General features: G+C 70.7%; 18 protein-coding genes. 9 read left to right on the top strand and 9 right to left on the bottom strand.

Going from position 1 to position 22,484, the window contains the following annotated elements:
* Positions 1–279: 279 nt before the first annotated feature.
* The 3 genes from ACFZDA_RS34045 to thyX form a co-directional block, all read right to left on the bottom strand.
* Entirely contained in the window at positions 280–1,965 is a 1,686-nt protein-coding gene (locus ACFZDA_RS34045; protein ID WP_391089077.1) for an RNase J family beta-CASP ribonuclease, read from the bottom strand.
* Between the two features lie 154 nt (positions 1,966–2,119).
* Positions 2,120–3,019 (bottom strand): 4-hydroxy-tetrahydrodipicolinate synthase, encoded by a 900-nt coding sequence (gene dapA / locus ACFZDA_RS34040; protein ID WP_391089075.1) that lies wholly within the window; start codon positions 3,017–3,019, stop codon positions 2,120–2,122.
* A 211-nt stretch (positions 3,020–3,230) separates the two neighbouring features.
* Positions 3,231–3,971, bottom strand: a complete 741-nt coding sequence (gene thyX, locus ACFZDA_RS34035; protein WP_391089074.1) for an FAD-dependent thymidylate synthase — start codon at positions 3,969–3,971, stop codon at positions 3,231–3,233.
* A gap of 175 nt (positions 3,972–4,146) precedes the next feature.
* Here thyX and ACFZDA_RS34030 point away from each other — a divergent pair, with 175 nt between their 5' ends.
* Both ACFZDA_RS34030 and ACFZDA_RS34025 read left to right on the top strand, forming a co-directional pair.
* The gene (locus ACFZDA_RS34030) at positions 4,147–4,389 is read left to right on the top strand and encodes a hypothetical protein (RefSeq protein WP_020273645.1); all 243 of its coding nucleotides are present in this window, start codon (positions 4,147–4,149) and stop codon (positions 4,387–4,389) included.
* Positions 4,390–4,501: 112 nt separating this feature from the next.
* Positions 4,502–5,056 (top strand): hypothetical protein, encoded by a 555-nt coding sequence (locus ACFZDA_RS34025; RefSeq protein ID WP_391089072.1) that lies wholly within the window; start codon positions 4,502–4,504, stop codon positions 5,054–5,056.
* Positions 5,057–5,152: 96 nt separating this feature from the next.
* Here the strand turns inward: ACFZDA_RS34025 and ACFZDA_RS34020 are convergent, their stop codons facing one another.
* The 5 genes from ACFZDA_RS34020 to rpsO form a co-directional block, all read right to left on the bottom strand.
* Positions 5,153–5,608, bottom strand: coding sequence for a hypothetical protein (locus ACFZDA_RS34020; RefSeq protein ID WP_391089070.1), 456 nt, complete (start codon positions 5,606–5,608; stop codon positions 5,153–5,155).
* 13 nt (positions 5,609–5,621) lie between these two features.
* Positions 5,622–6,374: a 4-hydroxy-tetrahydrodipicolinate reductase gene (gene dapB, locus ACFZDA_RS34015; protein ID WP_391089068.1), complete on the bottom strand. Its 753-nt coding sequence runs from the start codon at positions 6,372–6,374 to the stop codon at positions 5,622–5,624.
* Positions 6,375–6,401: 27 nt separating this feature from the next.
* Entirely contained in the window at positions 6,402–7,781 is a 1,380-nt protein-coding gene (locus ACFZDA_RS34010) for an insulinase family protein (protein ID WP_391089066.1), read from the bottom strand.
* Positions 7,778–9,994, bottom strand: a complete 2,217-nt coding sequence (locus ACFZDA_RS34005) for a polyribonucleotide nucleotidyltransferase (protein ID WP_086563210.1) — start codon at positions 9,992–9,994, stop codon at positions 7,778–7,780. Before ACFZDA_RS34005 ends, ACFZDA_RS34010 begins: the two co-directional genes overlap by 4 nt.
* Before the next feature lie 304 nt (positions 9,995–10,298).
* Positions 10,299–10,586 (bottom strand): 30S ribosomal protein S15, encoded by a 288-nt coding sequence (gene rpsO, locus ACFZDA_RS34000; RefSeq protein WP_010042739.1) that lies wholly within the window; start codon positions 10,584–10,586, stop codon positions 10,299–10,301.
* Positions 10,587–10,881: 295 nt separating this feature from the next.
* On the opposite strand from rpsO, the gene ACFZDA_RS33995 reads away from it, so the two are divergent.
* The 7 genes from ACFZDA_RS33995 to ACFZDA_RS33965 all read left to right on the top strand — a co-directional run bounded on the left by ACFZDA_RS33995 (position 10,882) and on the right by ACFZDA_RS33965 (position 21,484).
* Positions 10,882–11,184, top strand: coding sequence for a DUF397 domain-containing protein (locus tag ACFZDA_RS33995; RefSeq protein WP_391089065.1), 303 nt, complete (start codon positions 10,882–10,884; stop codon positions 11,182–11,184).
* 482 nt (positions 11,185–11,666) lie between these two features.
* Positions 11,667–15,281 carry an SCO5717 family growth-regulating ATPase gene (locus ACFZDA_RS33990; RefSeq protein WP_391089064.1) on the top strand — a complete coding sequence of 1,205 codons (3,615 nt, stop codon included), beginning with the start codon at positions 11,667–11,669 and terminating at the stop codon, positions 15,279–15,281.
* Positions 15,282–15,576: 295 nt separating this feature from the next.
* The gene (locus ACFZDA_RS33985; RefSeq protein WP_391089062.1) at positions 15,577–17,430 is read left to right on the top strand and encodes an ABC transporter substrate-binding protein; all 1,854 of its coding nucleotides are present in this window, start codon (positions 15,577–15,579) and stop codon (positions 17,428–17,430) included.
* Between the two features lie 19 nt (positions 17,431–17,449).
* A complete protein-coding gene (locus tag ACFZDA_RS33980) occupies positions 17,450–18,496 on the top strand; it encodes an ABC transporter permease subunit (RefSeq protein WP_391089060.1) in 1,047 nt (348 codons plus the stop codon).
* Positions 18,493–19,407 (top strand): ABC transporter permease subunit, encoded by a 915-nt coding sequence (locus ACFZDA_RS33975; RefSeq protein WP_391089058.1) that lies wholly within the window; start codon positions 18,493–18,495, stop codon positions 19,405–19,407. Before ACFZDA_RS33980 ends, ACFZDA_RS33975 begins: the two co-directional genes overlap by 4 nt.
* The gene (locus ACFZDA_RS33970; RefSeq protein ID WP_391089056.1) at positions 19,353–20,423 is read left to right on the top strand and encodes an oligopeptide/dipeptide ABC transporter ATP-binding protein; all 1,071 of its coding nucleotides are present in this window, start codon (positions 19,353–19,355) and stop codon (positions 20,421–20,423) included. Before ACFZDA_RS33975 ends, ACFZDA_RS33970 begins: the two co-directional genes overlap by 55 nt.
* The gene (locus tag ACFZDA_RS33965) at positions 20,420–21,484 is read left to right on the top strand and encodes an oligopeptide/dipeptide ABC transporter ATP-binding protein (RefSeq protein WP_391089054.1); all 1,065 of its coding nucleotides are present in this window, start codon (positions 20,420–20,422) and stop codon (positions 21,482–21,484) included. Before ACFZDA_RS33970 ends, ACFZDA_RS33965 begins: the two co-directional genes overlap by 4 nt.
* Here ACFZDA_RS33965 and ACFZDA_RS33960 read toward each other — a convergent pair.
* Positions 21,481–22,434 (bottom strand): bifunctional riboflavin kinase/FAD synthetase, encoded by a 954-nt coding sequence (locus ACFZDA_RS33960; RefSeq protein ID WP_391089052.1) that lies wholly within the window; start codon positions 22,432–22,434, stop codon positions 21,481–21,483. The genes ACFZDA_RS33965 and ACFZDA_RS33960 overlap by 4 nt on opposite strands.
* Positions 22,435–22,484: the final 50 nt, after the last annotated feature.

Here is a 22,484-nt window from a genome sequence, read left to right as displayed (position 1 = left end):
TTCCCTTCGGTCTTGCGTTTCCGACTCTATCAGATCTTTTCTCGATCCGATTTCCTCGGTGCTTTCCAGGTTCCCGCTTCCGCGTTTCCCTTTCCGGCGGTTCCGACTTTATCAGAAGATTCTGAGTCGGATTTCCCTTCGTCGGCCGGGCATGGTTCCCGTGCCTGAGTCGGCCGGGTGCCCCTTCGGAAGGAGTTGTAAACCTACTGGAGCGGGGCTCCTCGATGCAAATCGAGGAGCCCCGCTCCCAGTTGGCGCCTGCTCGGGCCCGACGGACCGTCAGACCTCGACCACCACAGGCAGGATCATCGGCCGGCGCCGGTAGGTGTCCGAGACCCACTTGCCCAGCGTGCGGCGAACGAGCTGCTGGAGCTGGTGGGGTTCGACCACCCCGTCCTGGGCGGAGCGCTCGAGGGACTCCGTGATCCTGGGGATCACATCACTGAAGGCGGAGTCCTCGATGCCGGAGCCGCGGGCCTGGATGTGCGGGCCACCGGTGATCTTCCCGGTGGACGAGTCCATGACCACGAAGACCGAGATGATGCCCTCGTCGCCGAGGATCTTGCGGTCCTTGAGGGCCGGCTCTCCCACGTCGCCGACCGAGAGCCCGTCGACGTAGACGTAGCCGGCCTGGACCTTGCCGGAGATCTTGGCCTTGCCCTCGACGAGGTCGACGGCGACGCCGTCCTCGGCGATGACGATGCGGTCGTGCGGGACACCGGTCAGGGCGCCCAGCTCGGCGTTGGCGCGCAGGTGGCGCCATTCGCCGTGCACCGGCATCAGGTTCTTCGGGCGGCAGATGTTGTAGAAGTACAGCAGCTCGCCCGCGGAGGCATGGCCGGAGACATGGACCTTGGCGTTGCCCTTGTGGACCACGTTGGCGCCCCAGCGGGTGAGGCCGTTGATCACGCGGTAGACCGCGTTCTCGTTGCCGGGGATCAGGGACGACGCCAGGATCACCGTGTCGCCCTGGACGATGCGGATCTGGTGGTCCCTGTTGGCCATCCTCGACAGCGCCGCCATGGGTTCGCCCTGGGAGCCCGTGCAGACGAGGACCACCTCGCTGTCCGGGAGGTCGTCGAGCGTCTTGACGTCCACCACCAGGCCCGGGGGGACCTTGAGGTAGCCGAGGTCGCGCGCGATGCCCATGTTGCGGACCATGGAGCGCCCGACGAAGGCGACGCGGCGGCCGTACTCGTGCGCCGCGTCCAGGATCTGCTGGATGCGGTGGACGTGGCTGGCGAAGCTCGCGACGATGATGCGCTTGCGGGCACCGCCGAAGACCTGGCGCAGGACGTTGGAGATCTCCCGCTCGGGCGGGACGAAGCCCGGGACCTCGGCGTTCGTCGAGTCCGAGAGCAGGAGGTCGATGCCCTCCTCGCTCAGGCGTGCGAATGCATGGAGGTCCGTGAGGCGGTTGTCCAGCGGGAGCTGGTCCATCTTGAAGTCGCCGGTGTGCACCACCATGCCTGCCGGGGTGCGGATGGCGACGGCCAGCGCGTCGGGGATGGAGTGGTTGACCGCGACGAACTCGCAGTCGAAGGGGCCGATGCGCTCGCGGTGCCCTTCCGCCACCTCGAGGGTGTAGGGGCGGATGCGGTGCTCCTGGAGCTTGGCCTCGATCAGGGCGAGGGTCAGCTTGGAGCCGATCAGCGGGATGTCCGGCTTCTCGCGCAGGAGGAAGGGAACGCCGCCGATGTGGTCCTCGTGGCCGTGCGTGAGGACGATGCCCTCGATGTCGTCGAGGCGGTCCCTGATGGACGAGAAGTCCGGCAGGATCAGGTCGATTCCGGGCTGCTCCTCCTCGGGGAAGAGCACTCCGCAGTCGACGATCAACAGGCGGCCGCCGTACTCGAAGACCGTCATGTTGCGGCCGATTTCGCCGAGGCCGCCGAGCGGGGTGACCCTCAGGCCGCCTTCGGGGAGCGGCGGGGGCGGGCTGAGTTCGGGATGCGGATGACTCAAAAGACTCTCCTCAACCACGCGCGCCACGTACCGGTGGGGCACGTGGCGCGCATGACGTTCGTGCAGAAGCAGTTGTCGTATGGGTGGTGCGGGCACCGGTGGCCCGCTTATTCAGTTGTGAAGCAGGTGCGCGGGGGCCGCGCGAAGTCTGATGTCAGAGCTGTACCCCGCCGGCGGCAAGATCGATCTTGAGTTGCTCGATCTCCTCGGGCGCGCACTCGACCATGGGGGCGCGCAGGGGCCCGCCGGGCAGGCCCTTCAGGGCGAGCGCCGCCTTGGTCGTCATCACGCCCTGGGTGCGGAACATGCCCGTGTAGACCGAGAGCAGCTTCTGGTGGATCTCGGTGGCCTTGTGGACGTCGCCCGAGGTGTACGCGTCGACCAGGGCGCGCAGCTCGGGGGTGACGACGTGGCCGACGACCGAGACGAAGCCCACCGCGCCCACGGAGAGCAGGGGCAGGTTCAGCATGTCGTCGCCGGAGTACCAGGCGAGGCCCGAGCGGGCGATGGCCCAGCTCGCTCGGCCCAGGTCGCCCTTGGCGTCCTTGTTGGCGACGATCCGGGGGTGCTCGGCGAGACGGACGAGCGTCTCCGTGTTGATCGGGACGCCGCTGCGGCCGGGGATGTCGTAGAGCATGACCGGCAGCTCGGTGGCGTCGGCGATGGCGGTGAAGTGCCGGTAGAGGCCCTCTTGCGGGGGCTTGTTGTAGTACGGGGTCACTACCAGCAGGCCGTGTGCGCCGGTGCGCTCCGCCGCGCGGGCGAGTTCGATGCTGTGGTGGGTGTCGTTGGTGCCGACACCGGCCACGACGTGGGCGCGGTCGCCGACCGCCTCCAGGACCGCCCGTACGAGATCCCTTTTCTCCGCATCGCTGGTGGTCGGCGACTCGCCCGTGGTGCCGTTGATGACCAGGCCGTCGTTGCCTGCGTCCACCAGGTGGGTGGCGAGCCGCTGCGCGCCGTCGAGGTCGAGTGCGCCGTCCGCCTTGAAGGGCGTGACCATGGCGGTGAGGACCCGCCCGAAGGGGGTCTGCGGAGTCGAGGTCGGAGCCATGGGTTACACGCTACTCGTTGCTCAGGACCGGGTCTGCCCTAGGGGGAGGCGACAAGTCATGACAAAGGTGGAGCCCGGCACTGCCTGCTCGGGGGTTCAAGCAGTGCCGGACCCGTTTGATCAGGCTAGATGAACTACTCGAAATGCCGCAATACGGACACTTCGTGCGGCTGAACCGTACATCTGTACCTGATCGGGGAACCGGGGCGCGTTACGGCGCCACGCGTCCGTTGGCGTTGAAGGCCGCGTAGGTGAGCGGCATGAGCCGGGCCCACTCGGCCTCCATCTTCTCCCCGACCATCTCGATCTCGCGCTGTGGGAAGGACGGGACCTTGGCCTGCTCGTGCTGGGTGCGCAGGCCGAGGAAGTGCATCAGCGAGCGGGCGTTGCAGGTGGCGTACATCGAGGAGTACAGGCCGACCGGGAGGACCGCGCGGGCGACCTCGCGGGCGACGCCGGCGGCGAGCATCTCCTGGTAGGCCTCGTACGCCTGCCGGTAGGAGTCCTCCATCACGCGGCCGACCAGTTCCTGCTGGGCCTGGGTGCCCTCGACGAAGACGTACTTGCCGGGGCGGCCCTCCTGGACGAGCTTGCGGGACTCGTCGGGGACGTAGAAGACCGGCTGGAGCTCCCGGTAGCGGCCGCTCTCCTCGTTGTACGACCAGCCGACGCGGTGCCGCATGAACTCGCGGAAGACGAAGATCGGGGCGCTGATGAAGAAGGTCATCGAGTTGTGCTCGAAGGGGCTGCCGTGCCGGTCCCGCATCAGGTAGTTGATCAGGCCCTTGGAGCGCTCGGGGTCCTTGTTCAGCTCGTCCAGGGACTGCTCGCCGATCGTCGAGACACGGGCGGCGAACAGGACGTCCGCGTCGGACGCGGTGTGCTTGACCAGCTCGACGGTCACATCGCTGCGGTAGCTGGGCTTGGGGTCGTCGGCGGGGGTGTCGGTCACGGTTGGCAGGGCCTTCCCATCTCGTCGTGTCGCGACGCCACTCTACGGCCCGGCGAAATGCGTGCGATCGGTGGCGTGCCGCAATGAAGTCGGTGAAACAGGGCACCACTGAGGGAGTTCGTTCGTCCTTACGGACGAGAGAGATTCGTTCCATCCCGAAGGAGAAGCACCCCTGATGTTCGGTCGGCGTGAACCCGTACCGTTTGCCTTCGTTGCCGAGGCCGACAGGTTCCGCAGTAATGTCACTCCCCCACCGCGTGAGCGGCTGTCCGTCGGCCAGATGGCCGGGCGCTGGCTGCTGGGTCTGACCATCGTGGCGGGGCTCGTGGGTTCCCTGGTCATCGGGACGCCCGCGCTGTCGACGGGCGACCACCCGGGCTCGCAGCCCCAGCAGTCGCAGGCGTCGCAGAAGAACTGAGCCGCCGCAGACCGGCGATGACTCCATCCGGCCCCCCGCCGGTGGTGACCGGGGACACAGATCGGTAGCCTCACCGGGCACAGCCCACGCATGGATCGAGTGAGGACCAGCCGTGCCCCTGCCCTTCCTGACGGCCGACCGCGTTTTCGAGGCGACGGACGACATTCCGCTGCCCTACGACGACCGTGACCGCTGGCGGCGGCCGTACCGGCCCGGGCCCTGGCGGGTGGGGGCGGCGGCGCTGGCGCTGCTGCTCGCCTCGTTCGTGCTGTTCGCGGCGGTCATCATCGCGGCGACGGCCGAACTGGCCTCGGCCGGTGTGGTCTTCGGGCTCGCGCTGCTGGTCATCGCCGGGGCGCTGCGGCTGCTGCGCGTCGGCGTGTGGGTGAGCGCGCGCGGGCTGCGGCACGTGGGCTTCCTCACGACCCGTACGGCGTCCTGGGAGCAGGTCGCGGCCGTGCGCACGGTGCAGCAGCCGGTGCGCTGGCTGGGGCTGCCACGGACGGTGCAGGGGCAGGCGCTGCTGGTCGTCCGGCAGGGACAGTCGCCCGACGGTGCGCCGGCGCTGCTGACCACGCACAACGCCGACTTCCTGGGCCGCGGGGAGGCGTTCGACCGGGCGGCGGACGCGGTGGAGGCATGGGCGGACGAGTACCGCCCGCACTGACGTTTCCGGGGTGACCCCGGATTCTCGTGCCGGAGGGGCCGGACCGCGAACGGTCCGGCCCCTCCGGCATGAGTTCCGGCCTGAGCGGGGTGCGGTTCAGGCCGTCTCGGGCTGCTTGCCGTCGTGCAGGGCGATCGCGCGTTGCATTGCCTTGCGGGCGCGCGGGGTGTCGCGGGCGTCGTGGTAGGCGACGGCGAGGCGGAACCAGGTGCGCCAGTCGTCGGGGGCGGCCTCCGTCTCGGCCTTGCGCCGGGCGAAGACCTCGTCGGCCGAGTCCCGGTCGATCCGTCCGCTGGGCGTGCGCCTCAGTTCGTCGACGGGCAGGCCGCCCTCGGCGTCGAGTTCGGCGGCGAGGGCGTTGGCCCTGCGGACGAACTGGGTGTTCTTCCACAGGAACCACAGGCCGATGCCCGGCAGGATCAGCACCGCGACACCGAAGGTGACGGTGAGGGGCGTGCCGGTCTCGATGAGCAGGACGCCGCGGCTGCCGACCAGGAGGAAGTAGACGACCAGGACGGCGGCCGTGAGGGCGTAGGTGAGCTTCGCGCGCATGACGGTCAGGGACTCAGCTCAGGTCCAGGAAGTGTTCCAGGCCGAAGGTCAGGCCCGGGACGCTCCCCACACGGCGGACGCCGAGCAGGATGCCCGGCATGAAGCTGCTGTGGTGCAGCGAGTCGTGCCGGACCGTCAGGGTCTCCCCTTCGGCACCGAGCAGGACCTCCTGGTGGGCGAGCAGGCCGCGCAGCCGGACGGCGTGCACCGGCACTCCGTCGACGTCGGCGCCGCGGGCACCGTCCAGGGCGGTGGCCGTGGCGTCGGGGGCCGGGGCGGAGCCGGCGGTGCGGCGGGCCTCGGCGATGAGCTGGGCGGTGCGCGTGGCGGTGCCGGAGGGGGCGTCGACCTTGTTCGGGTGGTGCAGCTCGACGACCTCGACGGACTCGAAGTACGGGGCGGCGATCTGCGCGAACTTCATGGTCAGGACGGCCCCGATGGAGAAGTTCGGCGCGATGAGCACGCCCGTCTCCGGGGACTGCTCCAGCCAGCCCTTCAGCTGCGCGAGGCGTTCGTCGGTCCAGCCGGTGGTGCCGACGACCGCGTGGATGCCGTGGCGAACGCAGTAGTCGAGGTTGGCCATGACCGAGTCGGGCGTCGTCAGTTCGACGGCGACCTGGGCGCCGGTCTCGGCCAGCGTCTCCAGCTTGTCGCCGCGGCTCAGCGCGGCGACCAGTTCCATGTCCTCGGCGGCCTCGATGGCTCGGACCGCTTCCGAACCGATCCGGCCCTTGGCGCCGAGGACCGCCACGCGCAGCTTGCTCATCTCTTGTGCTTCCTTCACCAGGGGTTGTCAGGCGACGGCGTCGTGCAGGCGGTCCGCCTGTTTGTCCTTCAGCGGGCCGATGACCGACAGGGAGGGCCGCCGTCCCAGGATCTCGCGGGCGACCGAGCGGACGTCGTCCGGGGTGACCGAGGCTATCCGGGCCAGCATGTCGTCGACGGACATCTGCTCGCCCCAGCACAGCTCGCTCTTGCCGATACGGTTCATCAGCGCGCCGGTGTCCTCCAGGCCGAGGACCGTGGAGCCCTGGAGCTGGCCGATCGCGCGTCCGATCTCGTCGTCCGAGAGGCCGTGCTCGGCGACGTGGTCGAGTTCGTCGCGGCAGATCTTCAGCACGTCGTGCACCTGCGACGGCCTGCACCCGGCGTACACGCCGAACAGGCCGCAGTCGGCGAAGCCCGAGGTGTACGAGTACACGCTGTAGGCCAGGCCGCGCTTCTCGCGGACCTCCTGGAAGAGGCGGGAGGACATGCCGCCGCCGAGGGCGGTGTTCAGCACGCCCAGGGCCCAGCGGCGCTCGTCCGTGCGCGACAGGCCCGGCATGCCGAGCACGACATGGGCCTGCTCGGTCTTGCGGTCGATCAGCTCGACCCGGCCGGCGGTGCGCAGGGCGCGCCGGCCGCTGCGCGGGGCGACGGGCTCGGCGACGGCCTCCTTGAAGGCACCGGCCTTCTCGAAGGCGGCACGGACCTGTCGTACGACCGTGGCGTGGTCGATGTTGCCGGCGCACGCGACCACGAGGTGGGTCGGGTCGTAGTGCTTCTTGTAGAAGCGGCGGATGCGGTCGGCGGTCAGGGCGTTGACCGTGGCGACCGTGCCGAGGACCGGGCGGCCGAGGGGGTTGTCGCCGAACATCGTGTGCGCGAACAGGTCGTGCACGCAGTCGCCCGGGTCGTCCTCGGTCATGGCGATCTCTTCGAGGATGGCGCCGCGCTCGACGTCGACGTCCTCTTCGAGGATGAGCGAGCCGGTCAGCATGTCGCTGACGACGTCGATGGCGAGCGGCAGGTCGGTGTCGAGTACGCGCGCGTAGTAGCACGTGTACTCCTTCGCCGTGAACGCGTTCATCTCGCCGCCGACCGCGTCGAGCGCGGAGGAGATGTCCAGGGCGGACCTGCGGCTCGTGCCCTTGAAGAGCAGGTGCTCCAGGTAGTGCGTGGCGCCGTTGAGCGCGGGCGTCTCGTCGCGGGAGCCGACGTGGGCCCAGATGCCGAAGGTGGCCGAGCGGACCGAGGGGAGGGTCTCGGTGACGATGCGCAGGCCACCGGGGAGGGTGGTCTTGCGGACGACGCCGATGCCGTTGGTGCCCTTGATCAGGGTTTGGGTACGGGCGACGGCCCGCGCCTCCGAGGAGGTGCGGGCCGTCGCCGTCGAGCGGGTCGACGTCACTGGTCGGTGTCGTCCTTCTTGTCGTCGTCGCCTTCGCCCTCGATCACGGGGATGAGGGAGAGCTTGCCGCGCGAGTCGATCTCGGCGATCTCCACCTGGACCTTCGCGCCGACGCCGAGGACGTCCTCGACGTTCTCCACGCGCTTGCCGCCGGCGAGCTTGCGGATCTGCGAGATGTGCAGCAGACCGTCCTTGCCCGGGAGCAGCGACACGAAGGCGCCGAAGGTGGTCGTCTTCACGACCGTGCCCAGGTAGCGCTCGCCGACCTCGGGCATCGTCGGGTTGGCGATGCCGTTGATCGTCGTACGGGCGGCCTCGGCGGACGGGCCGTCGACGGCGCCGATGTAGATCGTGCCGTCGTCCTCGATCGTGATGTCGGCGCCCGTGTCCTCCTGGATCTGGTTGATCATCTTGCCCTTGGGGCCGATGACCTCGCCGATCTTGTCCACGGGGATCTTGACGGTGATGATCCGCGGGGCGTTCGGGGACATCTCGTCCGGCGTGTCGATCGCTTCCATCATCACGTCGAGGATGTGGAGGCGGGCGTCACGGGCCTGCTTGAGGGCGGCGGCCAGGACGGAGGCGGGGATGCCGTCCAGCTTGGTGTCGAGCTGGAGGGCGGTGACGAACTCCTTGGTGCCGGCGACCTTGAAGTCCATGTCGCCGAAGGCGTCCTCCGCACCGAGGATGTCGGTGAGGGTGACGTAGTGCGTCTCGCCCTCGATCTCCTGGGAGATCAGGCCCATGGCGATACCGGCGACGGGGGCCTTCAGCGGCACACCGGCGTTCAGCAGCGACATGGTGGAGGCGCAGACCGAGCCCATGGAGGTCGAGCCGTTCGAGCTGAGCGCCTCGGAGACCTGGCGGATCGCGTAGGGGAACTCCTCGCGCGTCGGCAGGACCGGGATCAGGGCGCGCTCGGCGAGGGCGCCGTGACCGATCTCGCGGCGCTTCGGGGAGCCGACGCGGCCGGTCTCGCCGGTGGAGTACGGCGGGAAGTTGTAGTTGTGCATGTAGCGCTTGCGGGTCACCGGCGACAGCGTGTCCAGCTGCTGCTCCATGCGGAGCATGTTCAGGGTGGTGACGCCCAGGATCTGGGTCTCGCCACGCTCGAACACCGCGGAGCCGTGGACCCGCGGGATCGCCTCGACCTCGGCGGCCAGCGTGCGGATGTCGGTGACACCGCGGCCGTCGATGCGCTTCTTCTCCTTGATGACGCGCTCGCGGACCAGGGTCTTGGTCAGCGAGCGGTACGCGGCGGAGATCTCCTTCTCGCGGCCCTCGAACTCCGGCAGGAGCTTCTCGGCGGCGAGCTGCTTGACGCGGTCCAGCTCGGCCTCGCGCTCCTGCTTGCCGGCGATGGTGAGCGCCTGGGCGAGCTCCGGCTTGACGGCGGCGGTGAGCGCCTCCAGGACGTCGTCCTGGTAGTCCAGGAAGATCGGGAACTCGCCGGTCGGCTTGGCGGCCTTGGAGGCGAGGTCCGACTGCGCCTTGCACAGGACCTTGATGAAGGGCTTGGCGGCTTCCAGACCGGCGGCGACGACCTCCTCGGTCGGCGCCTCGGCACCGCCCTTGACCAGCTGGATGGTCTTCTCGGTGGCCTCGGCCTCGACCATCATGATCGCGACGTCGCCGTCCTCCAGGACACGGCCCGCGACGACCATGTCGAAGACGGCGTCCTCGAGCTCGGTGTGCGTCGGGAACGCGACCCACTGGCCGTTGATCAGCGCGACGCGGACGCCGCCGATCGGGCCGGAGAAGGGCAGGCCGGCCAGCTGCGTGGACGCGGAGGCGGCGTTGATCGCCACGACGTCGTACAGGTGGTCGGGGTTGAGCGCCATGATCGTGGCGACGACCTGGATCTCGTTACGCAGGCCCTTCTTGAAGGAGGGGCGCAGCGGGCGGTCGATCAGGCGGCAGGTGAGGATCGCGTCCTCGGAGGGGCGGCCCTCACGGCGGAAGAAGCTGCCGGGGATCTTGCCGGCGGCGTACATCCGCTCCTCGACGTCCACCGTGAGCGGGAAGAAGTCGAGCTGGTCCTTGGGGTTCTTGGAGGCGGTGGTGGCCGACAGCACCATGGTGTCGTCGTCCAGGTACGCCACGGCGGAGCCGGCGGCCTGCTTGGCCAGGCGGCCCGTCTCGAAGCGGATGGTGCGGGTGCCGAAGGTGCCGTTGTCGATGACGGCCTCGGCGTAGTGGGTCTCGTTCTCCACTAGCGTTTTCTCCGTTACTTTGTCGTCTTTCGTCCCTCGCTGCCCGTGTGGCAGGGGGACGGTGGCGGAGAAGCGCTCCGTGCGGTGCGGGCCGGTCTTCGATCGAAGCACCCGGGGCTCACTTCCCCCGGGGGCCACTACCGAGGACCGGCGGCGGCTAGGCGCGCTTCTCCTCTTCCTCTTGTCGTGCTGTGTCGTCCGTATTGCGTTGTGCTACCACACTACAAAGCAGCGGTGACACTCCGCACGTACAGCAAAGGGAGCGGTCCCCTTTCCTGCCGGGAACCGCTCCCCTCACGGCGTCTTACTTGGCGCCCGCCGCACCGCGGCGGATGCCGAGGCGGTCGACCAGCGCACGGAAGCGCTGGATGTCCTTCTTCGCCAGGTACTGCAGCAGCCGGCGGCGCTGACCGACGAGGATCAGCAGGCCACGGCGGGAGTGGTGGTCGTGCTTGTGGGTCTTGAGGTGCTCGGTCAGGTCGGAGATCCGACGCGACAGCAGAGCGACCTGGACCTCGGGGGAGCCGGTGTCGCCCTCCTTGGTACCGAACTCGGACATGATCTGCTTCTTCGTAGCGGCGTCGAGCGACACGCGTACTCCTCATAGTCTGTGATGGCCACCGAGTGCCCCCGGTCTGCTTCTCGGGGGAGCTTCCGTGACTCGGAAGGCAGGGATCCGCTGGGCGCGGCCTCCAGGGCGAGAGCTCGCTCCGGGGGTGCGTACACAAACGGCCGTCGACCAGGGTACCAGGCGGTCAGGGGCGTCTTTGCGCTGGTCTCCGAACCTGCCGGACGGGGCGGCCGGCGCCACTAGGGTGAACAGGTTCGGATCGTTCGTACGGCATCCGGACGTTCGCAACAGTACGTCGGGAAGGGGTCGCTACGGCATGGCGGAGACGGCTGAGGAGATCAAGGCACGCAAGGAGCGGGAGCGGGACGAGCTCTACGCCCTCGACATCTCCGGTGTCGAGTGGCACTGCGCGCCGGGCACCGAGGAGCACGAGGAGCGGGTCGAGATCGCCTACCTGCCCGAGGGGGCGGTGGCGATGCGGTCCTCGCTCGACCCGGACACGGTGTTGCGCTACACCGAGGCGGAGTGGCGGGCGTTCGTGCTGGGAGCGCGGGACGGGGAGTTCGATCTGGAGCCGCGGTCGCACGCCGGGGGCTCGCCGGCGGAGTCCGGGCAGTAGTCGCGGCAGTCTCGGTAGTCGCGGCAGTCTCGTTGGTTCCCGCGGAGCGCGACGAGGGGCGTGGCGGGCCGGTGGCCGGCCGTCCCTCGTCGCGCTTCTTCGTGCGCGGTCGCGCTCCTTCCTGTGCGGTCGCGCAAGGTGGTTCGCGGTTCTTCACCTTAATCGCCCTGATTGTTCACCAAAGTGTGTGCTGCGTACGTCACTTCCGGGCAGCTTCCGGGCAGGTTGTGACGTGGCGGACAGGTGCTCGGGGGTGGACGGGCCTGCCGAGGTGGTGCTTGTGGTGATTAGGCTGGGACGGGGCGCGCCGTCAGAACCCGTGAGCGGGCGTGGGCGTCCCAGGGGGAGAGCGGGGGAGCCTGGATTCGGACGACCTCGGACGACCCCTCTTACGCCTCAGAACGACTTCGTACGACGTCGGACGACAAGCAAGGGTCGCCCCAGCACGGCATGAGGGTGCTCGACCAACCAGGAGGAACACTGTGAGCAGCGATCGGGACGGGAACCGCGGGGGCTGGGCGACACCCGGCGATGACCAGCCCGACGCGGAGTCCGCGGCAGAGGTGACGGGCGAGTTCACCATCGACTACGCGCCGCCGGCCTGGTACACGCAGAACGCCTCCGCCGGCTCCGGCTCGGGGCAGGGGGCGGGTGCGTCCGAGGACTCCAGTGCTTCCGGGGCGCCCGGGGGCTCCTCGGGTTCCGGGGCGCGTGGGGGTTCCGGTGGGCCGAGCGGGCCGGTCCCGCCGCTGCCGGGGCTCACTCCGCCGCCGCATGCCAATCCTTCCGGTGCGGCGTCGTCCATTCCGAGGCAGGGGCAGGCGCCGGGACAGGGGCAGGCCTCCGGTTCGGCTCCGGCGCCGGCTCCTTCTCCGGCCCCGGGGGCGCCTTTCACGCCGCCCGCGCCGCCGCCTGCTCCAGGCGCTCCGTTCACGCCTCCCGCTCCTCCCGCGCCTGCGCCCGCGCCGGGAACACCGTTCACGCCGCCCGCGCCTGCTGCCGGGGGCCCGTCTGCCGGAGGGCCGGGAGCCGGAGGGCCGACCGCCGTGCCCAGGCTTCCGGTGGGGTTCGAGCCGCAGGGGGCGCAGTCGTCGGCGCCGCAGCCGCAGGGGCGGACCGAGGCGCCTTCGGCGGATCCGGCCTCTCCTACGGCCGTGCCGAACATGCCCGTCGGCGGGTATCAGGCGCAGTGGACGCCGGCCGCTCCGTCGGAGGCTCCGGCTGCTCCGGACGTTGCGGCCGCTCCCGAGGCTTCGGCTGCTCCGGAGGCTTCGGCTGCTCCGGCTCCCGAGGGTGCGGAGCCGGAGACCGGTGACCTGGAGAGCGGTGCCACGATGCGGTTCTCCGCCGTCGCCCTCAAGCGGGAGATCGAGGAGCGTGCCGCCGAGGTCGAGGCGCGGCTGTCGTCGGCCGACGACGGCCAGGACGAGGAGCAGGGCAGGGACGAGGACGGCGCGGCCGTTTCCGGCCCGAGCGACGGATCCGAGCCGGGAGGGGAGTCCGGCGGTGACGTCGAGGACGCTCCCAGCGGCACAGGGGCGGACGCCGACGCCGACGCCGATGAGGACGTCGCCTCCGACGCGGCCGTCGCGGTTGATGTGGCTGACGCGCCCGGCGCGGAGGGTCCTGCTTCCGGCGACGCCGACAGCAGGGACGCGGACGCTGCGGTGACCGCACAGGAGGAGGAAACTCCCGAGGACGTGGCTTCCGAGGAAGCGGCTCCGGAGGAAGGGACTTCGGTGGCGGAGACGGGCGAGGCCGTACCGCAGGATGCCGAGCCTGAGGACTCCGCACCTGCGGATGCGGTGCCTGCTGATGCGGTGCCCGCCGACGACGGCACGGCGGATGCGGTGCCCGCCGACGAGGACCCGGCCGACGCAGCGCCTGCGGACGAGGTCCCGGTTGCTCCCGAGCCCGCCGACGCCCCGCCCGTGGGCTCCGAGCCCGCCGACGCCGCTCCCGAGGACGGCGTTGCGCAGGACGCCGCCGTTCCGGGCGGGGCCGGCCCCCAGCCCGCCTGGACTCCCCCGGCACCGCAGGCCATGCCGCCGCTGCCGCCGTCGTATCAGCCGGCCGCCCCCGCGCCGGCCAGCCAGTGGCCCGCACAGCCGCAGGCCCAGCCACAGCAGCAGGCACAGCCTCAGCCACAGGCACAGCCCACGGACCCGAACGCTCCCGCGCAAGGGCAGCCGCCGTTCCAGCCGCAGGCGCCGCAGCCCGCGCCCGCCGCCTGGAACGCGCCGACCGCACCGACGACGCCGCCGAACCAGCCGCCCGCCCAGCCCGCACCGCAGCCCGGTGCCTACGGCTTCCCGCAGCCGGGGGCTCCGGCCTCGGCCGCACCCGACGCCCAGGGCGGCTACGGCTTCCCCTACCCGGGCACCCCCGCCCAGCCCCCGGCCGCACAACAGCCGCCGGCCCAGCACCCCAACACCCCGCCGATGCCCAACCCCCAAGACGGCTACGGCTTCCCCCACCCCGGCACCCCCGCCCAGCCCCCGGCCCCGGCCGCACAGCAGCCGCCGGTCGCGCAGCCCCCCAACACCCCGCCGATGCCCAACCCCCAAGACGGCTACGGCTTCCCCCACCCCGGCGCCCCCGCCCCGGCCGCACCCAACCCCCAGGGCGCCTACGGCTTCCCGCACCCCGGCGTGCCCCCGCAGGGCCAGCCGCAGCCCGAGGGGCAGGGGCAGCCTCCGCAGCCCGTGGATCCGCGGACCGGGGCCGCCTGGCCGCAGCCCATGCAGCACGACCAGCGGCAGCCGACCAATCCGGGTGCCGCGCCGCTCGGTTACACCGCTGCCGTGGAGTTGTCGTCCGACCGGCTGCTCAACAGCAAGAAGCAGAAGGCGAAGAGCAGCCGTCCGGTGGCCGGTGGCGGACGGTTCAAGATCGGTGGGAAGAAGGAGGAGGCCGAGCGGCAGCGGAAGCTGGAGCTGATCCGCACGCCCGTGCTCTCCTGCTACCGGATCGCCGTGATCAGCCTCAAGGGCGGTGTCGGCAAGACGACCACGACGACCGCGCTCGGCTCCACGCTCGCCACGGAGCGGCAGGACAAGATCCTCGCGATCGACGCCAACCCGGACGCGGGAACCCTGGGGCGTCGCGTGCGGCGCGAGACCGGGGCCACCATCCGTGACCTCGTCCAGGCGATCCCGTACCTCAACTCGTACATGGACATCCGGCGGTTCACGTCCCAGGCGCCGTCCGGGCTGGAGATCATCGCCAACGACGTCGACCCGGCCGTCTCCACGACGTTCAACGACGAGGACTACCGGCGCGCGATCGACGTGCTGGGCAAGCAGTACCCGGTGATCCTCACCGACTCCGGTACCGGTCTGCTCTACAGCGCCATGCGCGGCGTGCTGGACCTCGCCGACCAGCTCATCATCATCTCGACGCCGTCGGTGGACGGTGCGAGCAGCGCGAGTACGACGCTGGACTGGCTGTCGGCGCACGGCTACGCCGACCTCGTGTCGCGGTCCATCACCGTCATCTCGGGAGTGCGCGAGACCGGCAAGATGATCAAGGTCGAGGACATCGTGTCGCACTTCGAGACGCGCTGCCGGGGCGTCATCGTCGTGCCGTTCGACGAGCATCTCGCCGCCGGTGCCGAGGTCGACCTCGACATGATGCGGCCGAAGGTGCGGGAGGCGTACTTCAACCTCGCGGCGATGGTCGCCGAGGACTTCACGCGCCACCAGCAGGCGCACGGCCTGTGGACCTCGGACGGCAACCCGCCGCCGGTGGCCGCCCCGCCGCTGCCCGGCCAGCAGGTCCCCGGCCAGCCCCAGCAGCCGTATCCCGGCCAGCAGGTCCCGGGTCAGCCGGGCCCGTACCCCCAGCAGCCGCAGCCCGGACAGCCGTACCCCCAGCCCGGACAGCCGTACCCCCAGCCGGGCCAGCCGCCTGCCCAGCCCGGCCAGCCGTACCCGCAGGCCGCGGGCCAGCCGCCCTACCCGCAGCAGCCACAGCCCGGCCAGCCCCCGGCAGCGCCTCCGCAGCCGGGCTACGGCTACCCGCAGCCCGGTCAGCCGGGCTACCCGGCGCAACCCGACGGGCAGACCTCGCCGCCTCAGCCGCCGCCGTCGCAGTAATCGCCTCACCCGATCGGCCCCTTTCGAGGGGCCGATCCCCTTGTGACCCGCACCGTTCCCCCTCGGCGCGGGCCACGGCGCGTTCGGGGGCGAAATCCATCGCCAGGCCCTGGCCAGGGGCGCGTCAGTGGTCTCGACCAATGACCGCGAAAAGCTCGCCAATTCGTTATTTTCGCAGGCCACAAGGGGTGAACGCGCCGTTGACGGGTGGAGACGGCCGCTGATACACACTCAGCATCCACTGACAACTGATCAACCCGTCCTTCCCGTCCGAGCGATGACGCGAGGTCCGACCATGGGCACGAAAGATCAGACACGCAGCCTCCCGCGCGGCCTCAGGCTCGTCGCCGTGGCCGGTGCGGCGGCGCTCACCCTCACCGCCGGTCTCGCCACCCCGCTCGACCCGGCGCCCCGGCAGGCCCGGGCGGCCGACGACGGCAAGAAGGTGCTGACCGTCGCGGTGGCACAGAGCGTCGACTCGCTCAGCCCGTTCCTCGCGGTCCGGCTGCTCAGTACGAGCATCCACCGGCTCATGTACGAGTACCTGACGAACTACGACCCCAAGGACAACCACGCCATCCCGGGCCTGGCCACCAAGTGGGAACCGTCGCCGGACAAGCTGACCTGGACGTACACGATCCGCTCCAACTCCACGTGGTCGGACGGCAAGCAGGCCACCGCCGAGGACGCGGCGTGGACGTTCAGCAAGATGATGACGGACTCCGGCGCGGCCACGGCGAACGGCAGCTACGTCGGCAACTTCCGCAAGGTGACGGCGCCCAGCCCGACCAAGCTGGTCATCGAGCTGAAGAAGCCGCAGGCCACGATGACCGCGCTCGATGTGCCGATCGTGCCCAAGCACGTGTGGGAGAAGGTCTCGGACTTCTCCGAGTTCAACAACGACAAGACCTTCCCGGTGGTGGGCAACGGGCCCTTCGTGCTGACCGGGTACAAGGCCGACAGCTACGTACGGCTCAAGGCCAACAAGAGCTTCTGGCGCGGGGCGCCGAAATTCGACGAGCTGGTCTTCCGCTACTACAAGGACCAGGACGCGGCCGTGTCGGCGCTGCGCAAGGGCGAGGTGTCGTTCGTCGCCGGTTCCCCGTCACTGACCCCCGCGCAGGCGGCCTCCCTGGAGGGCGCGGAGAACATCAAGGTCAACGACGCCCCCGGCCGCCGTTTCTACGCCCTCGCCACCAACCCGGGCGCGAAGGCGAAGAACGGCAAGAAGTTCGGCGACGGCCATCCGTCCCTGCTGGACCAGCGTGTGCGCAACGCCCTGTTCAAGGCCGTCGACCGCAGGGCCGTCATCGACAAGGTGTTCCAGGGGCACGCCGTCGAGGGCGAGGGCTACATCCCGCCGCGCTTCTCCCAGTACTTCTGGAAGCCGTCCGGCAGCCAGAAGCTGACGTACGACCCGGCCGAGGCGGCCCGGATGCTCGACCAGGCGGGTTACAAGAAGAACGGCGACGGCAAGCGCGTCGGCAAGGACGGCAAGCCGATCACCTACCGCGTGCTGTGCCACGCCACCGACCCGAACGACAAGGCGGTCGGCAAGTACCTCCAGGAGTGGTGGGGCAAGCTCGGCATCGGCGTCCGGCTCAACTGCCTGGACAACGTGACCGACCCCTGGCTCGCCGGCACCTACGACCTGGCCTTCGACGGCTGGTCGGTCAATCCGGACCCGGACTTCGTGCTGTCCATCCACACCTGCGGCGCGCTCCCGGCGACCCCCGAGGAGACGGGCGCGACCGACAACTTCATCTGCGACAAGCAGTACGACGAGCTCTACGCCCGCCAGCTCGCCGAGTACGACCCCGCCAAACGGGCGGACATCGTCCAGCGGATGGAGTCGCGGCTGTACGACCTCGGGTACATGAACGTCATGGCGTATCCGAACGCGGTCGAGGCCTACCGGACGGACCAGATCAAGTCCATCACGACCATGCCGGCGAAGGCGGGGAACATCTACGGCCAGGACGGCTACTGGAGCTGGTGGTCGGCGGTCCCGGCGGAGTCGGGCAGCTCCTCGGACAACGCGTCGTCGACGGGGGTCGTGCTCGGGATCGTCGGAGCTGTCGTGGTCCTCGCCGGGCTGGGCGTCTTCGCGGCGGTGCGGCGGCGCTCCACCGCCGAGGACCGCGAGTAGAGCGGGCGACGGGACACTCATGACCGCTGACGCGACACCCGCGCTGGTCGAGGACAAGCACGCGGCGGACGGGCCGCGGGTACGCAAGGGTTCCGCGTACCCGCGCTACCTCGCGGGCAAGGTGGCGGGCGCGGCCGTCTCGCTGCTGGCCGTGCTCGTCACCAGCTTCTTCCTCTTCCGGCTGATCCCCGGCGACCCGGTGAAGACCATGACGGGCGGCCGTCAGATCTCGGCCGGGCAACTCGCCGCCTATCGCGAGGAGTTCGGCCTCGACCTGCCGCTGTGGCGGCAGTTCACGGACTACTGCGGCAAGGCGCTGACCGGCGACTTCGGGACGTCGTACCAGTTCCGGGCCCCGGTCGTCGACAAGATCACCGAGGCGCTGCCGAACACCCTGCTGCTGACCGGGACCGCCTTCGTCCTCTACACCGCGCTGGGCATCTTCCTCGGCACGCGCTCGGCATGGCGGCACGGCAAGCTGGGCGACCGGGTCCACACCGGCCTCGCGCTGACGCTGTACTCCATCCCGTCGTTCTGGCTCGGGCTGCTGCTGATCATCGTGCTGGCGGTGGGCATCGGACCGATCCCCGGGATGTTCCCGACCGGCGGCATGGAGTCGGGCGGCAAGGAGAGCTTCGCGTACGTCCTCGACGTGGCGCATCATCTGGTGCTGCCGGTGGTGACGCTGGTGGCCGTGGAGTACGGGCAGACGCTGCTGGTCACGCGGTCGGCGCTGCTGGACGAGATGGGCAGCGACTATCTGACGACCGCGCGGGCCAAGGGGCTGCGCGACGACCTCGTGCGGCGCCGGCACGCCGTACCCAACGCGCTGCTGCCGACCGTCACGCTGATCTTCATCAACCTCGGCCGGACGGTCGCGGGCGTGATCCTGGTGGAGACGGTGTTCTCCTGGCCGGGCCTCGGCGGGCTGTTCTACCAGGCGCTGAGCGTGCCCGACCTGCCGCTGGTGCAGGGGCTGTTCTTCGTGTTCGCCGCCGCGGTGATCGTGATGAACACCCTCGCCGACCTGGTGTATCCCCTGCTCGACCCCCGGGTGGCCCGATGACGACGACGACCGGCACGGGCCCGAGCCCGCGCGCCCTCGCCCGGCAGCGGCGCCGGGCCTCCGTCGCTCGCTTCTGGCGGCAGTACCGCTCCGAACGGGCGGGGCTGTACGGCCTGACCGCGCTCGCCCTGTGCGCGCTGCTGGCCCTGTTCGCGCCGCTGTTCGTGGGCTCCGACGTGAGCAGTGTGACCGACGCGCCGGGGCGTCCCATGCAGAGCCCGAGCACCGAGTTCCCGCTCGGCACGGACCAGTTCGGCCGGGACCTGCTGAGCCTGGTGATCTGGGGCTCGCGGGTGTCGCTGCTGGTCGGGCTGCTCGCGGCCGTGCTGTCGGTGGCGATCGGCACCCTGATCGGGGTCACGGCCGGGCACTTCAAGGGCTGGTACGCGACGGTGATGATGCGGATCACCGACTGGTTCCTGGTCATGCCGACACTGGTGCTGGCGATCGCCCTGGCGACCGTGATGTCCCGCTCGCTGACCACGACCGTGGTGGCGATCGGCGTCACCACCTGGCCGACCACGGCCCGGCTGGTGCGCGCGCAGACCCTCGCCGTGGAGACCCGGCCGTACATCGAGCGGGCGAGGGCGCTGGGCGGCGGGCACTGGCACGTCATGTCGAGGCATGTACTGCCCAATGTGATGCCGCTGGTGCTGGCCCAGACGACCCTGATCATCTCCTCGGCCATCCTCGCCGAGGCGACCCTCGCCTTCCTCGGGCTCGGCGACCCCACGGTCGTGTCGTGGGGCGGGCTGCTCCAGGACGCGCGGGAGGCGGGCGCGGTCAGTGCCGGGGACTGGTGGTACCTGGTGCCGCCGGGCATCGCCATCGCCGTGGTGGCCCTGGCGTTCACGCTGTGCGGGCGGGCCGTGGAGTCCGTCCTCAATCCCAGGCTGGGGGTGTCGCGGTGACGCTGCTCGACGTCAGGGACCTGACGGTGACGTACCCGGGCGGGGCCGCCGCCGTGCGCGGGGTGGACCTGCGCCTGGACGCCGGCCAGAAGCTCGGCCTCGCCGGGGAGTCCGGCTGCGGCAAGTCCACGCTGGCACTGGCCCTGCTGCGGCTGCTGCCCGCCGGGACCCGCATCACGGGTGAGGTCCTCCTCGACGGCGAGGACGTGCTGACGATGAAGTGGGGCCGGGTCCGGGCGGTCCGCTGGGCCGGCGCCTCGGTGGTGTTCCAGGGCGCGATGCACTCCCTCAACGCCGTGCACCGCATCGGCGACCAGATCGCCGAGCCGATCCTGCTGCACAAGAAGGCGACCCCGGCCGGGGCGAAGAAGAAGACCGGGGAACTGCTGGAGCACGTCGGCCTGCACGCCGCCCGCGCGGACGCCTACCCGCACGAGCTGTCCGGCGGCCAGCGCCAGCGCGTCATGATCGCCATGGCCCTGGCCTGCGATCCGCGGCTGATCATCGCCGACGAGCCGACCACCGCACTCGATGTGATGATCCAGGCGCAGATCCTCCGGCTCATCGAGCAGCTGGTCGCGGACCAGGACCTGGGCCTGATCATGATCAGCCACGACCTGGCGGTCCTCGCCGACACCTGCGACCGGCTCGCGGTGATGTACGCGGGCCGGGTGGTCGAGGAGGGCCCGGCCCGGCAGGTGTACGAGGACGCCCGGCACCCGTATGCCAAGGCCCTGTCGGCCGCGTTCCCGCGCATCGGCGACCCGTCCTCCCGGTTCGCGCCGCAGGGGCTGGCGGGCGACCCGCCCGACCCGGCCGCGCTGCCGTCCGGCTGTACGTTCCATCCGCGGTGCCCGGTGGCGCCGGCGTCCTGCTCGCAGGAAGACCCGGTGCTGCGAGAGGCGGGGCCGGGGCGCCGGGCGGCGTGCGTCCTGGTCGGACCGCCGGCTCAGGAGCCCCGTGCGGCCCGCGAGGATCCGGACGCCCTGGAAGAAGCGAGGCCCAGTACGCCATGACCACCTCCCCCACGGCCCTCGAGGTCACCACGGCACCTCTGCTGAGCGCCCAGGGCCTGCACGTCACCTTCCCCGGCCGGCACGGCGGCCCCCGGGCCCGCGCGGTGGACGGGGTCGATCTCGACATCCGGCCCGGCGAGATCGTCGCGCTGGTCGGCGAATCCGGCTGCGGCAAGACGACCCTGGCCCGCTGTCTGCTGGGCCTGGTCGAGCCGACCGCGGGCCGGGTCACCTTCGACGGCCGCCCGCTGGAGTACTCCGGCCGCTCCCTCAAGGCCTACCGCAAGCGCGTCCAGCTGGTCCTCCAGGACCCGAGCGGCTCGCTCAACCCGCGGCACACGGTGTACGACGCGGTCGCCGAGGGCCTGCGCATCCACGGGTACGGCGGTGACGAGCGGACGGCGGTCGCCGACGCCCTGTCCCGGGCCGGGCTGCGGCCCCCGGAGCGCTTCTTCCTGCGGTATCCGCACGAACTGTCCGGCGGGCAGCGCCAGCGCGTCGTCATCGCGGGCGCGCTCGTCCTGGAACCCGAACTCCTCGTCGCCGACGAGCCGGTGGCGTCCCTCGACGCCTCCGTGCGCGGCGAGATCCTCGCGCTGCTGCTGCGGCTGCGCACGGAGCTGGGCCTGTCGGCGCTGGTCGTCACGCACGACCTGGGGCTGGCCTGGAACATCGCCGACCGGGTCGCCGTGATGTATCTGGGCCGGATCGTGGAGACGGGCGCGGTGGAGCAGGTACTGACGGCACCGCGACATCCCTACACGCAGGCGCTCCTGTCCGTGCTCCCGGAGGCCCCGGGCGACCCGGTGGTCCTCACGGGCGAGCCCCCGGACCCGTCGCGCGTACCGTCCGGTTGCCGCTTCCACGCCCGCTGCCAAGTCCTGGCGAGCGGTGAGGCGGAGCGGGCGGGAGTGGCGGACGCATGCAGGGGCCGGGACTTGGGGATCCTGAGCGGGGGCGGGGAGTCGCAGGTCGCCTGCCACTGGGCGACGTCCCTCAGGGGCGCGGGGAACCGCGCGCCAAGCCCCCACACACCAGCAGACGGCCCACAAGCGAACTAGGCAGCCTCGTCAGCCGCCACCAACTCCCTGCACTTCTGAACGTCCCGCCCCATCTGCTGCAACAACTCGTCCAGCGTCTCGAACTTGGCCTGCCCCCGCACGAACGCCAAGAAGTCGACCGCGACATGCAACCCGTACAGATCAAGCCCGACCCGGTCGATGGCGTACGCCTCCACCGTGCGCTCGGTCCCCTCGAACTGCGGATTCGTGCCGACGGAGATCGCCGCCGGCATCGCTTCGCCCTGCGCGTGCAGCCAGCCGGCGTACACACCGTCGGCCGGGATGGCCGTGTGCGGCAGCGTCTCGACGTTGGCTGTCGGGAAGCCCAGTTCACGCCCTCGCTGGGCACCCCGGACGACGACGCCCTCCACCCGGTGCGGGCGCCCCAGGATCTCAGCCGCGCCCTGGACGTCGCCCTCGGCGACCAGACGCCGTGTCAGCGTGGAGGAGAACGGCTCCCCACCGCCCGCCTCACCCGTCACGTACAGGTCGACGACCTCGACCTCGAAGTCGTAGGTCTTGCCCTGCGTGGCCAGGAACTCCACATTGCCGGCGGCCTTGTGGCCGAAGCGGAAGTTGGGGCCCTCGACGACGGCCTTGGCGTGCAGCTTGTCGACGAGCACCTTGACGACGAAGTCGGCCGGGGACAGCGTCGAGAACTCGGTCGTGAAGGGCAGGATGAGCACCGCGTCCACGCCCAGGTCGGCCATCAGTTCGGCGCGGCGGTGGTGCGGGGCGAGCAGCGGCGGGTGGCTGCCGGGGCGGACGACCTCGCTGGGATGCGGGTCGAAGGTGACGACGACGGCGGGTACGCCCAGCTCGCGGGCGCGGTCCACGGCATGCCGGATGATCAGCTGGTGTCCGCGGTGGACTCCGTCGTAGGAGCCGATGGTGACGACGCTGCGCCCCCAGTCCTGGGGGATGTCCTCCAAGCCACGCCAGCGCTGCACTGTGCCTGCTCCTTGTCGAAAGCTCGTCGAACCCGTGTCCGTGGTTGTTC

Origin of the sequence: Streptomyces sp. NPDC007991 (assembly GCF_042958445.1) — a bacterium.
Lineage (GTDB): Bacteria > Actinomycetota > Actinomycetes > Streptomycetales > Streptomycetaceae > Streptomyces.
Note: the sequence above shows the minus strand (reverse complement) of the source record. Positions and strands in the feature narration are given on the sequence as shown.